A 13,771-nucleotide genomic window follows, 5' to 3' on the forward strand; every position below is an offset into this window, starting at 1 on the left:
AGACATGGATTGTATCCTGCTTGTTTATTCGTAGAGATTGGAGAAGAAAAGGGATTAAAAGGGCTTTATTAAGATATTTGATAGACTATTGTGCTGCTAAAGGAGCTAAAGTTCTTGAATCTCACCAATGCAACTCCGATTTTAGCAAGTATCCGGATGCTTTTGCTTGGACGGGTATTGAGAAAGCTTATGAATCGGTTGGTTTTGTTAAAGTTGCTGGTGCATCAGAAAAAAAACCAATTATGCGATATTACTTATAATTATTTTGAATGATATAATATCTCATTGCAATTTGCGATTAAGCATATAAATCTTATCTTTAATAGAAACAGTTGTCTCACTCCGTTAAAATTGAAATATTATGACTGAAGGAAAACAAAGTGTTTGCGTATATAAGGGGTCTTTGATTGAGGTTAATTATTACAAAGAGAGGTTGGAGGAATTGGATATTCTTTCCTTTGTAAAGGATGATTTCCAAACAGGGATTCATGCCGGTTTTATAGATGTATCGCCTGATGTTGCTGAACTAATCGTTGATGCAGATGATGCAGGAAAAGCACTTAAATGCATTGATGAATTGAAAGAATAGTTTAGATGTATCATTTAAACGATATAAAAAAGTCGAGAAACACAGCGTTTCCCGACTTTTTTAGTTTTTTCTGTTTACTGGATTAAAAGGCAGTAATAATACCCATGAAATCTTCAGCAACAAGCGAAGCGCCACCAATAAGTCCACCGTCAACATCTTCGTTACTGAATAGCTCCTTTGCATTTGATGGTTTACAGCTTCCACCGTAAAGAATAGAACAATCTTGAGCAACTGCTTCTCCATATTTCTCAACAAGAGTTTTACGGATGAATGCATGCATTTCCTGAGCTTGATCTGCAGATGCAGTTACACCTGTTCCAATAGCCCAAACTGGCTCGTAAGCCAAAATAACTTTTCCGAAATCTTCAGCAGAAAGGTGAAATAAACCTTCAGCAATTTGAGATTTAACAACATCAAAATGCTTTCCACTTTGGCGTTCTTCCAAAACCTCTCCAATACAAAAGATAGGAGTCAATTTATTTTCAAGACAAAGATCAGTTTTCTTAACTAAAGTCTCATTAGTTTCACCATAGTAACTTCTGCGCTCAGAGTGACCTAGAATGACGCACTGAGTACCTGTAGATTCAATCATTGAAGCTGAAATCTCACCTGTATAAGCACCGCTTTTCTCATCGGCACAGTTTTGAGCCGAAATACGAATTTTATTGCTGGTAATGGCTTTGTTAAGTTCTGTAAGGTGAACGAAAGGAGCACCAATAATAACCTGAACATCTTTGATATCGGTAGATTCCACCAAACCATTAATTTCTTTTGCTAACTCGATACCTTCTTGAAGGTTGTTGTTCATTTTCCAGTTTCCTGCAACAATTTTTTTTCTCATAACTGTCATCTGTTTTTTACCGCTCCAAATCGGAATTTAAGCATAAGGAAGCATCCGATTAAAAGCAATAAAGTTGTTGTAATACTTAAAATAACTAATCTATTAGTTAGTGTTTGATGTTGTGTTATCGAATAGGCTGCTAAATTAGCCTTTATTTCTGTCGTTTTTGGTATATCTCTCCAATGCCATTTGTTTAAAATCGTTCCATTTTGTAATAGTAAGAGTCCTGGATTGGAACGAATCATGGTTTTGAGCTGAATTTCGTCAGTGGCATAGAATTCATATGTTGAACGGTGCTTTTCTTTGAAAGCTTTTATTTCATCATCTCCAGAGGCTGTTAAGCAAATGAAATTGTAAGACTGATTGTTTGCCCAAGAAGCCAATTCATTAATTTGCTTTTGGCTTTTAAGATCTATCTCATTCAAATGACGACTCACCAATAAAAAGGTATATGAAGCATCATTTAAAACCTGATCTGTGATATCACCGACTACTTCGTTGGAGATAGAGAAATCGTGGATTGGAGCTTTATAGCCTTCTTTAATCTTGATCTGCTCTACATCAACATAGACCCATGTTGTATCTTGCCAAGGGTAGTTGCTTTCATCGAATTCCTTAACCACACCATCTTTCTCATATTTAAATATAGACTTATATTCGTCAGCAGGTGCACCATTCGGTATCATCATACCGTCTTGAATATTGGCCCCAATGTGATAAGGTCTAAAATCGATGAATGGTAAATGTCGGTATGAATAAAATGAACTCCCCAAGGCAATTGCTAGCGAAAAGACAAGCATTAAATTGTGTGTTATTTTAGAATTTGTGTCTTTCTCTAAATTACGAGTGAAGAATATGACAAGTGTAAAAGCTAAAATAATGATATTTTTACCGAAAGTTTCCCAATTGGTTAATATCAATGCATCACCAAAGCAACCACAATCAGTCACTGGATTGGTTAGAGCCAATATTAGCGTAAGCGGGGTAAAGAATAACATGAAAAGAAGTGCAAGCCACGAAGCACTTTTCTTATGGACATTAAATAAAATGAGCATCCCCACGCAGAATTCAAGAGCTGATAGGATGATAGCCATAGAAAATGCCAATCCTACCAATGAATCCATCCCAAAAGCCAAAAAATAATCCTTGAATTTAAAGGTTGATCCCATTGGATCAATTGCTTTAACAAATCCTGAAAAGATAAAGAGGAATCCGACTAAAAGGCGGCTTATGGTTCTAAGAAGCTTCATGCTAAAAGTTAATATTGGTGAAGGGGTAAAATTCTGTGTTTTAGTTTCTTATTCTCCGAATTCTAATTTAATCAATCCAAATACCGAATAGTTAATCATATCGAAGTAGTTGGCATCAATACCTTCTGAGATAAGAGTCTTCCCCTGATTATCTTCAATTTGTTTGGTACGATTAATCTTCATCAAAATCAAATCGGTATAAGAAGAAACTCTCATACTTCTCCAGGCTTCATCATAATCATGGTTTTTCTTCTCCATCAAGTCTTTTGCTTCCTGAAAGTATTTGCTATATAATTCCAGAGCTTTATCTTCAGCCAATGCCTCTTCAGAAGTTCCCAGCTCCAATTGAATGATTCCCATGATAGAATAGTTCACAATGCCAATAAACTCAGAACGAATATCATCCTCAATTTTGCTCGTTCCTTTTTCCTCAATACTACGAATACGCTGAGCTTTAATATAAATCTGATCTGTAAGAGAGGTAGGACGTAATATACGCCAGGCTGTACCATAATCTTTCATCTTCTTGGTATAGATATCCGTACAAATCTTAATAATGCTATCGTATTGTTCGTTAGTCGTCATGCTTGGTTTTTGAATTTTTTCTATTGTGGTCATTCCAATTTGGGCCTTAAAGTGTAATAAATTAGTCTATCGATTATTCAATGAATAATAAAAACAGCCTTATCTCAACCCAAGTCGAGTGCTTTGACAATTTTCTTCTACTTTTGTTCAGTTTTTAGAACGAAAATATTCATCACATGCAAAAATATAAAACAAATTCTTCAAAACAGAAGATCGAATCAATTATGTGTGGTAAGAAATTAATATCTTTTGATAAACCTTTGGTTATGGGTATTTTGAATTTGACACCTGATTCATTTTTTGATGGCGGACAATATATGCATACAGATTCAATTCTTAAACGAGCCAAACAAATTAGTGATGAAGGTGCAGATATGATTGATTTAGGTGCTTATTCAACTCGTCCGGGAGCCGAAGATATTGATGTGGAAGAGGAGTGGAAAAGAATGCAACCCGCTTTAGCATGTATCCGAAAGGAATTACCTGATGCGATACTATCCATCGATACTTTCCGTTCGGAACTGGTTCGAAGAGTTGTTCGTGAGTTTGGGGCTTGCATAGTGAATGATATCTCAGGAGGAACTATGGATGATCAAATGTTTGAAACCGTTGCTGAATTGAAAGTCCCCTATATCATGATGCATATAAAGGGAACACCACAAACCATGCAAACACAAGCAGTTTATGAGGATTTAATGGAAGAAATTTTACAATTCTTTAAAGAAAGAGTGAATCGTTTGAATGATCTTGGAGCTAAGGATATCATTATTGATCCGGGCTTTGGATTTGGTAAGACTCTGGAGCATAATTATGAAATAATGGCTCAATTGAAGGATTTTAAATCATTACAACTGCCCTTGTTGATTGGTATCTCACGCAAATCGATGATTTATAAATTGCTTGATGGTGAAGCAAAGGATAGCTTAAATGGTACAACTGCATTAAATATGGTTGCTTTGATGGGTGGTGCGCATATACTTCGGGTTCATGATGTGAAAGAGGCTGTAGAATGCGTGAAACTTTATAATAAAATACAGATTCAATAATTGAGCTTTTCTGGTAAGTGATTATCTATTATAAATCTTTACTTTTGTTAAGAAGGCATTATTGCTAGTGCACATTTATTACTCTCGAGCCAAAACTTGGCCTAATACTTTATATATGACTCTGGTTTTTATAACACTAAGTTTCTTTGATGTTCTGGATATACTCTTGGTTGCATTTTTACTTTATCAGATATACTTGCTGATAAGGGGAACTGTTGCTATCAATATTTTCGTCGGACTCTTCCTATTCTACTTGATGTGGTTGTTTGTGAAGGCACTAAATATGGAACTATTAAGTAGTATTCTTGGTCAGTTTATTGGTGTTGGGGTTATTGCTTTGATTATTGTGTTTCAGCAAGAGGTTCGTAAGTTCTTACTTCATGTAGGCTCGCGATATAATTTTAGCCAAAAATATTCCTTTGAAAAATGGCTTTCTGCAGATGAAAAGTCTATCAAAGATAAGGAAATTAGAGCCATTATAGAATCTTGTGATAGTATGTCCAAATCAAAAACGGGAGCCCTTATTGTTATTACAAAACGCACTGATTTATTGAGTTTCGCAGAAACAGGACAAATCATCAAAGCACGCATCTCTTCAAGCTTATTAGAATCTATTTTTTTTAAGAACTCGCCTTTGCATGATGGAGCCTTAATTTTAGACAATAATCGTATTCTTGCTGCAAGGTGCATTCTTCCGGTTTCTGATAACCCTAACATTCCAGGTAGTCTGGGATTACGACATAGAGCAGCCATTGGCATTAGTCAGGTGACCGATGCTCATGTGATTATTGTTTCCGAAGAAACAGGGAATATCTCCTATATTATGGGTGGTAAAATCAAGGTGAAAATCAGTACCAATGAATTACGTCGTTTCTTGAATGCTGATTATTCGAGCTTTATTTCTTAATGAAAAACGATAAGTTGCGCCCGAACTAAGCTTTGACGAACCTTACTTAATTCAGTCCTAGTAATTTAATTATTGACCAGTTGGCTTGAATTGTTGATAAATATATTGCAGACATAGCAATTCTTATGTCAATCTTTTCTAATTTTATATCATCGTCTTACCTAACTATTGTCAATGATCTTTAGATTACTCATATTGTTCCAGTTTATCAGTGTTCTTGGTGGAGAATCAGCTCCCAAGCAAGACAAGATAATTGCTTGGATAGAGATCGAAGGTGAGCTGAGTTCACTTTCAGTACGAGCTAAGATTGAGAATGCGAGCCAAGAAAATGTAATTCTAAATTACGAATTAGAAATGCATAGCCATAGTCGTATTAAGAATAGAAAGACTTTACAGAAAGGTAAATTATTAGCTTTAAAAGGAGCAATTATTGCACTTTCAGAATCTAGAATGAATGCTAGAAGTACAGAAAATCTCTGTGTGAAAATCAAAGTTCTAAAAGATAATAAAGTCGTAGCTTTAGATTCCGTTGTTTTTCACGCTGCGAAATAAATCCTCAAATATTTATAGCTAGGAAAGCTAAATTAACTCCCCTAGTAATAAACCATCCTTTTCAGAGACAATTTCCTTTATAATAACATCATAGAATGTATTCTTCTTTAAGTTTTCAGCTTCGAATTGAACGGGGATATAATGTTCGCCGTATCCTTTCGCTGTATTCCCATGGATCGTTTCAACTAGAACACGTTGCATTTGACCAATAAATTGGCTTCTGTATTTAAGTTTGCTCTCTTCTGAAATACCTCTCAAAACTTCACTACGCTTTGTTTTTAGCTTTTCAGGAATCTGATTCTCCATTCTTTCAGCACGTGTTCCTTTACGAATAGAGTATTTAAAAGCGTGTACATGGCCAAATTCCAGACTCTTAATCATATCACAACTATCTGTAAAATCAGTTTCGCTTTCGTCCGGGAATCCGATAATGATATCCGTTGTGAAATTAAAGTCTGGTCGGATGGTTCTTACTTTTTCAACCGTATTCTTAAAGGTTTTGATGGTATACATACGACGCATTCTCAAAAGAACTTCATCAGAACCTGATTGTAAGCACAGGTGAAGGTGAGGTGTCATTTTAGGATGTGATAACAAGCCCAGGAATTTATCACCAAAGCCATCTGGTTCCAGAGATGATATTCTTAATCTGAAATCACCATCCAGATTAAGAATGGCTTCGATTAGGTCATCGAATTTATAATTCTCAAATTCATAACGACCGATATTTACACCAGTGATTATAACTTCTTTAGCACCTTGATCAACTACGGCCTTTATATTGTCAAGAATGGCTTGGAAAGGGCGACTCTTAGCACGACCGCGCACCGATGGAATGATACAGAAAGTACAGAAGTTATCGCAACCATCCTGAATTTTAATCATACTACGTGTATGAAACCCTTTTTCAGTGGCACCATAAGCAAAAAGATCCTTGTCTAATTGGGATGGATGTTTTAATTCACCCTTAAAATGAGCTTCGACTAATGAAAACAAAGCGGACTTGTTGTCATTTTCAAGAACATAGTTAATCTCATCTCTATTCTCTAATTCCTCTTTAGCATTATTGGCCATACAGCCAGTCACGACCAACACAGAATCTTTATTTCGACGATTAGCCTGACTTATGAAGTTACGTGACTTGTGATCGCTTTGATGCGTCACTGTACATGAATTGATGACATAGATATCAGCTTCAGTATCAAAATCGACCAATTTGTAATCGTTATTTTGAAAGGTAGAGGCTAAAGCATCTGTTTCATACTGATTCAGACGGCAACCTAATGTTTTAAAGGCAATTGTTTTCATTGTAAATTATATAGTAAGCTCTATTATTTCTAATAGTGCAAAGATATGCATTGTATTAATCTAAAAGATCTCCTTCAACAGAGAAAGCAATAGCCGATTTAATTTTGACATCTACAATTTGTCCGATTAAATCTGTGTTTTCAGACATAAATCGAACATTAATTTTTCCTTCTGTCAAACCAGCAAGATAACCATCGTGTTTTGCAGCTGCTCTAACCAATACTCTGAATGTTTTATCAATCATACTATCATTATAGCTTCTCGAAGTGAGTTTTAAGTCCTGAGTTAGAATTTGATGGCGATCTTTCTTTATTTCCAAAGGTACTGAATCGAACCAGCGATGACTCAAAGCTCCAGGTCGTGGTGAATATTTCGCTATATAGGCCATATTAAAGTCGAATTCCTTCATAGCTGCACGAGTCGCTTCGAATTGTTCATCGCTTTCACCCGTAAAACCAACAATAATATCAGTAAACAAGGTTGCTTCTGGAATTAATCGTCTAATCGTTGAAACAGATTGACGGTATTTTTCTAAACCATGCTTACGATTCATGGCAATCAAAAGCTTATCGTCACCCGACTGAAGAGGCAAGTGAATTTGCTTGGCCAGGCATTTGTATTGCGCGATGACTTCAATCACTTCATCCGACATATCTCGAGGGTGAGGAGAGGTGAAGTAAACCCAAAACTCAGTATTAATCTCGTTCCCAAGCTGGCCAACCTGACGAAGTAATTCTGGGAACATGATCTCTGTCTCTGGCTTATCCAGACCATAAGAGTTTACATTTTGCCCCAGTAAGGTGATAGATTTATATCCTCTTTCAGCTAAAGAACGAACTTCTGAAATAATTTCACTTGATGGACGAGAAACCTCGCGACCTCTGGTATAGGGAACGGCACAAAACGAACAAAACTTATCGCAGCCATTTTGAATAGGTACAAAAGCTTCGAAATCAGAAGTGTAATCGGGTTTCACATTCCAGAACTCAGAAATATTATCGTTCTGAGCATCAAATCCATTTTGAATACCGTTGGGTGTTGTAATACCATATTGATGAATCATCTCAGGTAAATTCGGTAAATCTTTCATTTGAAAGATAATGTCGAAAAGCTTTAAGAATTTCTCATGATCTGAAGGCAGTACACAGCCCGAAACGAAGGTGATTAGGTTGGAATGATTCTTCCACTTATTCCATTTATGAATTTTAGAATAAATCTTATCAATTGCATTCTGACGAACTGAACAGGCAAGGATACCAATTAAGTTGGCCTCTTTTTCGTCTTCAGTCCAGGTATAACCCATTTGTTCAATCACGGTTCTAACACGTTCTCCGTCAGAGGCGTTCATTTGACAACCAAGTGATATTAGATGATATTTCATAAGATGATGCGATGATATGTTGATTAGTTAATATGATGATACCCAAAGGCATCATCACGTCGATTTACTAATCCTTATTCCGAAAGTAAAAGTTAAAACAAAGTTTGACTTCAATTTTTCACACGTGCTTATTAAAAATAAACTTCGGTATGAATAGGACCCAGCTTGATACCTTGCTTTTCAAGAATATCATAAGCCTCGTAAATCATGTGACAATTGCCGCAAAGATAACAGATTGTATCAGGTGATACCGGATTTTTCAGAAGATATTCTGTTACTCGACCGTTAAAATCACCAGTATTTTCACCTGAAGTACATAAAATGTATCGACTTGGATCGTATGATTCACTCTCGTAGGCTTCTTCTTTATGACGAATACCATGCAAAAGGGTGTAGTCCATCTCAGGATGTGTGTGTATAAAACTATGGATAGGAGAAATACCCGTACCTGTACTGATAAACATGAATTTCTTATTTTTTATCTCATCCACTTTTAGAGAAAAATGACCAAAAGCGCCATCAATATCCAGGTCCTCACCAGGTTTGCACTTTTTCAATTTTTTTGAAAGCAAACCATCTTCAACTTCCTTAATTAGAACTTCAATATAATCGTCTTGTTCTGCACTGTATATTGAATATTCTCTACGGTCGATACTGCCACTAAACCCCAGTGTGATATATTGCCCTGTTTTAAAGGTGAAATCCTTCTTTTCCATACGAATGATATAGGTCGATGGAGTCAGGTTTCTGATGCTAATTACTTTATGCGAATTCATTTGTTTTGTTTCTTGCTTTTCTTAAAAATATGGGCTGTATGATTAGGATTCTTATTATCTGGAATCGATAAAAATAAGCTTTCGCAAAATAAGATGTTTTTATCCGAAATTGCAAGGCTTAAACTAAGTTTCTGACCACTTAAGTTTCCCGAGTGCTTGATATATCCTTAATGTTGAGAAATTACAGGCGTAAAAAGCAATGTTTCTATACTGGAGATCTTAAATAAAAGCCCATTCGATAACAAAATCGATGGCATTCTGATTTTCAATATAACAGAATAGCCAATTAGAGGACTGGTTTCTGGTGAACTGCTATAATATCTATTTCACAGTAAGTAATCATGAAGCTATATTTTTTCAGTAACAAGACAATATTTGTTTTTGTCTTCAATTTTTTCTTTTACCTTGTTAGGTGTGAAATTATCTTTAAAATATTCAGTATATTCACTGCAAATGCCTTTGGTGGCATAGGTGTGAAGCTATGCTTGAGTTTTTAAATAGACAATATTAAGAGTGTCTTATTGATAAAGAAAATCAGTCTTTTTTAATTCTTGCTCTATAAAGTTGCACTAATATAATTGAGAGAGAAACAAACAAAAGAAAAAAGTGATATATTCGCTCACTTTTTTAAAAAAAACAAACTTATTTTATGGTGTAAATGAAAAACACATATTTTAATTTGATTGAGCAAACCTATTATTTTCCTCAGGAAGGTTTTGATTTGCGTGGGGGCTACCTTTCTTTTCACGGGGTATCTATCAAATATTTAATTGAAAAATACGGGACACCTTTCCGTTTAATTTATCTACCACGGATTGGTGAACAGATAAAAAAAGCACGTAATCTCTTTAATCGTGCTATTAAAGCCTCTCATTATAGAGGTAAATATCATTATTGCTATTGCACCAAGTGTTGTCACTTTCACCACGTGATAGGTGAAGCGTTGAAACATAACGTTAACCTGGAAACGTCATCGTCATTCGATATAGATTTGATTCTAAAGCTTTACGCTAAAGGAGAATTGGACCAGAGTACTATGATCGTGCATAATGGCTATAAAACCACTGACTACCTTTCTCGAATCATGAAACTTATCGATGCTGGATTTGATAATTGTATTATCATTTTAGATAGTACAAAAGAGATGGATCGATTGAATAAATTAGTTGGTAATAGGAAAATTAAGATTGGTCTTCGTATGGCTATAAACGAGGAGCCACAATCGGCATATTACACCTCTCGTTTAGGTATTCGTCCCGAAGAGATGATTGAGTTTTATAAGGATCATATCAAGGAAAACAAAAATGTTGAGTTGAAAATGTTCCACTTTTTTGTTGATTCAGGAATTAAGGATAGCCTTTATTATTGGGGAGAATTTCAGAAAGCACTTAAATTATTTATCGATCTTAAGAAAGAATCTCCATCGCTTGATTCCTTGAATTTAGGAGGAGGGTTTCCTATTAGAAATCATCTTGGATTCGAGTATGATTACGAATACATGATTCGTGAGATTATAAATAACATTAAGGAAGCCTGCGATAACGATGGGGTTCACGAACCTGATATTTATACCGAATTTGGAAAATATACGGTAGGTGAGAGTGGGGCTATTATTTTCGAAGTGGTTGAGCAAAAGCAGCAAAATGACCACGAACTTTGGTATATCATCAACAATTCATTAATGAACACCATTCCTGATGCTTGGTCTATTCACGAGAAATTTATTCTATTGCCCATAAATAAATGGGACAATGAGTACACTAAGATTAATATAGGTGGTATTTCCTGCGATCATTCTGATTATTACAATTCGGAAGACTTTAATCAGCAAATTATGCTGCCTAAATTCACAGATAAGGATAAGGACCCTCTCTATATTGGATTTTTCCATACAGGAGCTTATCAGGATGCGATTTCTGGCTATGGTGGTATTAAACACTGTTTAATACCATCGCCTAAGCATGTTATTGTTGATAGGGATGAGTCGGGAAACTTTGTTGATTATGTGTATCGTAATGAGCAGGGTGTTGATGAGATGTTGAATATTCTAGGATATAATGAATAACAAGATTTGAAGATGAATAATTTTGCTGGAATAGAAGATGAATTTGCCGCATATGGATCTGCATCTGTTTTGTTACAGTCTATTCCATATGATGGAACCAGTACTTGGGGTAAAGGTGCTGATAATGGATTTTCTGCTTTTCTTGATGCAGCTGAAAATATGGAGCTTTACGATATCGAGACCGATTCGGAAGTTTATAAAAAAGGTGTGCATATTCTAACTGAACTAAGCGTTAATCATAGTCCTGAAGCTGTCTTTGAGGAAACCTACCGTGTGGCTAAGAAGATGATTGAGACAGGGAAATTCCCAACCTTCTTTGGTGGGGAGCATTCCATTAGTATAGGTGTGATTAAAGCTTTTTACGAGCAATATCCCGATATAACGGTCTTGCATTTGGATGCACATGCCGATTTACGTGCTGATTATATGGGAACACCTTACAACCATGCCTGTGCTTTGCACGATGCTTCTAAAAATACTAATCTGATACAGGTGGGGATTCGAAGCATGGATAGCTGTGAATTGCCTTATTTGAACAAAGAGAAATGTTTCTTTGCCGAAGATATCTATGGAAAAGATGAGTGGATGCAAAAGTCTATTGATATGATGGGAGATAAGGTGTATATTACTTTCGATTTAGATGCACTAGACCCATCGATAATGCCAGCAACGGGAACTCCTGAACCAGGCGGTTTAGACTGGAATACCAGCATTCGCTACCTAAGAAAGGTATTTGAACAGAAAAATGTTTTGGGTTTCGACTTGGTGGAATTAGCACCGATTAAAGGCAATAAGGCTCCAGAATTTTTGGTGGCCAAGTTGTATTATAAAATGTTATCATATAAATTTATGTTAGCCTCAAAGTAAGACTAAAGGCAAATATCAATCAAGTTATAATTTTCGAGAGAATTTGAATTCGATTATTCTTTAAAAAAAATGAACACAAAAGGACCAATATCGCAGTTTGTAAAGGAGCATTACAAACATTTCAATGCAGCAACACTTGTTGATGCAGCAGCTGCCTACGAGCAACAGCTTGAGGAGGGTAACAAAATGATGATCACACTTGCTGGTGCTATGAGTACAGCAGAGTTGGGAAAATCATTGGCTGAAATGATTCGTCAGGATAAAGTACAGATCATCACCTGTACGGGTGCCAATCTTGAGGAAGATATTATGAATTTAGTAGCACACTCGCACTACCGCCGTGTGCCTGACTATCGCGATTTTACGCCGCAGCAGGAGTGGGATTTGTTGGAACAAGGCTTAAACCGTGTGACGGATACTTGTATTCCTGAAGAGGAAGCTTTCCGTCGTTTACAGAAACATATCTATAAGATATGGAAAACTGCTGAAGAGACAGGAGAACGCTACTTGCCCCACGAGTATATGTATAAAATGTTACTTTCTGGCGTATTAGAGCAGTATTACGAGATTGATCCTAAGGATTCATGGATGTTGGCCGCTGCAGAAAAGAATTTGCCTATTGTTGTACCTGGTTGGGAAGATTCAACCATGGGAAATATTTTTGCTTCTTATTGCCTAAAAGGTGAATTAAAGCCTTCCACTATGAAGTCGGGAATTGAATATATGACTTGGTTGGCCGATTGGTATACCGAGAATACAAAAGAAAATGGCATTGGTTTCTTCCAAATTGGTGGGGGTATCGCCGGTGATTTCCCAATTTGCGTAGTGCCTATGCTTTATCAGGATATGGAAAGAACTGATACACCTTTCTGGAGTTATTTCTGTCAGATATCGGATTCAACCACCAGTTATGGTTCTTATTCTGGAGCTGTACCTAATGAAAAAATCACTTGGGGAAAGCTCGATATTAATACCCCAAAATTTATTGTAGAATCTGATGCAACTATTGTAGCACCATTAATTTTTGCTTATATTTTGGGCTGGTAATTCACACTTTAAAAATTTTTAATCTAGTCATGGAAACAATCAAACCAAAAGTCATTCAAAACTATGAAAAGCTCTCAAAAGACATACAGGAGCAGATCAAACTTTATTATCTTGAAGGCTTTAGTGAACACCTTATTGAGTTTACAAACCCAAAAGGCGAATTAGTTACAGCTTTACCATTCGAAACCGAAGACAAAATCTATATGATTCGAATGACCGTGCGTAGAGCTCTTGAACTTATTGATCAGGATTCTGATTTTGATGATGATGGCGTACTCCTTTCGAGTAGAAGAGAACGCTACGAGGAGAAATACGCCGAAGTAGAAGAGTTCGACGAGGATGAAGATTAGAATTTTATCGAAGCATATGAAAAGGCTGCCCCAATTTGAGGCAGCCTTTCTTTTTTTAACGGATGTCTCGACCTCGCAAAGACATTTTCTTACTCATCCCAATCTGAGGATCGTCTGCGTGTCTTCTTTTCAGAACCCAATCGTTTAGCTTGTAAGCGTCTTTCGCGAGCTCTACGGCTTGGTTTTGTTGGTCTGCGCTTTTTCACA

The 13,771-nt window shown here is 36.2% G+C and carries 15 protein-coding genes; 9 read left to right on the top strand and 6 right to left on the bottom strand.

Annotated elements, in window-relative coordinates; genetic code table 11:
* Both ABY905_RS07620 and ABY905_RS07625 read left to right on the top strand, forming a co-directional pair.
* The coding region (locus ABY905_RS07620) for a GNAT family N-acetyltransferase (RefSeq protein ID WP_372642193.1) at positions 1 to 260 on the top strand (260 nt) is incomplete at its 5' end.
* A gap of 101 nt (positions 261 to 361) precedes the next feature.
* Positions 362 to 589 (top strand): putative signal transducing protein, encoded by a 228-nt coding sequence (locus ABY905_RS07625; RefSeq protein WP_372642195.1) that lies wholly within the window; start codon positions 362 to 364, stop codon positions 587 to 589.
* A gap of 82 nt (positions 590 to 671) precedes the next feature.
* Here the strand turns inward: ABY905_RS07625 and tpiA are convergent, their stop codons facing one another.
* The 3 genes from tpiA to ABY905_RS07640 are packed head-to-tail and all read right to left on the bottom strand — an operon-like array spanning position 672 to position 3,298.
* Complete coding sequence (gene tpiA / locus ABY905_RS07630) at positions 672 to 1,430, bottom strand: triose-phosphate isomerase (protein WP_372642197.1); 759 nt, start codon at positions 1,428 to 1,430, stop codon at positions 672 to 674.
* 5 nt (positions 1,431 to 1,435) lie between these two features.
* Positions 1,436 to 2,680, bottom strand: coding sequence for a BT_3928 family protein (locus tag ABY905_RS07635; RefSeq protein WP_372642199.1), 1,245 nt, complete (start codon positions 2,678 to 2,680; stop codon positions 1,436 to 1,438).
* A gap of 48 nt (positions 2,681 to 2,728) precedes the next feature.
* Positions 2,729 to 3,298 (bottom strand): DUF1599 domain-containing protein, encoded by a 570-nt coding sequence (locus ABY905_RS07640; RefSeq protein WP_372642201.1) that lies wholly within the window; start codon positions 3,296 to 3,298, stop codon positions 2,729 to 2,731.
* Positions 3,299 to 3,441: 143 nt separating this feature from the next.
* Here ABY905_RS07640 and folP point away from each other — a divergent pair, with 143 nt between their 5' ends.
* The 3 genes from folP to ABY905_RS07655 all read left to right on the top strand — a co-directional run bounded on the left by folP (position 3,442) and on the right by ABY905_RS07655 (position 5,770).
* The gene (folP, locus tag ABY905_RS07645) at positions 3,442 to 4,311 is read left to right on the top strand and encodes a dihydropteroate synthase (RefSeq protein WP_372642203.1); all 870 of its coding nucleotides are present in this window, start codon (positions 3,442 to 3,444) and stop codon (positions 4,309 to 4,311) included.
* Between the two features lie 115 nt (positions 4,312 to 4,426).
* Positions 4,427 to 5,218 (top strand): diadenylate cyclase CdaA, encoded by a 792-nt coding sequence (cdaA, locus tag ABY905_RS07650; RefSeq protein WP_372642205.1) that lies wholly within the window; start codon positions 4,427 to 4,429, stop codon positions 5,216 to 5,218.
* Positions 5,219 to 5,392: 174 nt separating this feature from the next.
* The gene (locus ABY905_RS07655) at positions 5,393 to 5,770 is read left to right on the top strand and encodes a hypothetical protein (RefSeq protein ID WP_372642207.1); all 378 of its coding nucleotides are present in this window, start codon (positions 5,393 to 5,395) and stop codon (positions 5,768 to 5,770) included.
* 27 nt (positions 5,771 to 5,797) lie between these two features.
* On the opposite strand, the gene mtaB is transcribed toward ABY905_RS07655, so the two are convergent.
* The 3 genes from mtaB to ABY905_RS07670 form a co-directional block, all read right to left on the bottom strand.
* Positions 5,798 to 7,078, bottom strand: a complete 1,281-nt coding sequence (gene mtaB, locus ABY905_RS07660; protein ID WP_372642209.1) for a tRNA (N(6)-L-threonylcarbamoyladenosine(37)-C(2))-methylthiotransferase MtaB — start codon at positions 7,076 to 7,078, stop codon at positions 5,798 to 5,800.
* Between the two features lie 55 nt (positions 7,079 to 7,133).
* Positions 7,134 to 8,459: a tRNA (N6-isopentenyl adenosine(37)-C2)-methylthiotransferase MiaB gene (gene miaB / locus ABY905_RS07665; protein WP_372642211.1), complete on the bottom strand. Its 1,326-nt coding sequence runs from the start codon at positions 8,457 to 8,459 to the stop codon at positions 7,134 to 7,136.
* Positions 8,460 to 8,590: 131 nt separating this feature from the next.
* The gene (locus ABY905_RS07670) at positions 8,591 to 9,235 is read right to left on the bottom strand and encodes a ferredoxin--NADP reductase (protein ID WP_372642213.1); all 645 of its coding nucleotides are present in this window, start codon (positions 9,233 to 9,235) and stop codon (positions 8,591 to 8,593) included.
* Positions 9,236 to 9,893: 658 nt separating this feature from the next.
* On the opposite strand from ABY905_RS07670, the gene ABY905_RS07675 reads away from it, so the two are divergent.
* From ABY905_RS07675 to ABY905_RS07690, 4 genes are all read left to right on the top strand, one after another.
* A complete protein-coding gene (locus tag ABY905_RS07675) occupies positions 9,894 to 11,300 on the top strand; it encodes an arginine decarboxylase (protein ID WP_372642215.1) in 1,407 nt (468 codons plus the stop codon).
* A gap of 12 nt (positions 11,301 to 11,312) precedes the next feature.
* Positions 11,313 to 12,167 carry an agmatinase gene (speB, locus tag ABY905_RS07680; RefSeq protein ID WP_372642217.1) on the top strand — a complete coding sequence of 285 codons (855 nt, stop codon included), beginning with the start codon at positions 11,313 to 11,315 and terminating at the stop codon, positions 12,165 to 12,167.
* 69 nt (positions 12,168 to 12,236) lie between these two features.
* Positions 12,237 to 13,214 (top strand): deoxyhypusine synthase family protein, encoded by a 978-nt coding sequence (locus ABY905_RS07685; RefSeq protein WP_372642219.1) that lies wholly within the window; start codon positions 12,237 to 12,239, stop codon positions 13,212 to 13,214.
* A gap of 29 nt (positions 13,215 to 13,243) precedes the next feature.
* Positions 13,244 to 13,564 carry a hypothetical protein gene (locus ABY905_RS07690; RefSeq protein ID WP_372642221.1) on the top strand — a complete coding sequence of 107 codons (321 nt, stop codon included), beginning with the start codon at positions 13,244 to 13,246 and terminating at the stop codon, positions 13,562 to 13,564.
* The last annotated feature ends 207 nt before the right edge of the window (positions 13,565 to 13,771 follow it).

This window comes from Ancylomarina sp. (assembly GCF_041555295.1).
Taxonomy (GTDB): domain Bacteria; phylum Bacteroidota; class Bacteroidia; order Bacteroidales; family Marinifilaceae; genus Ancylomarina.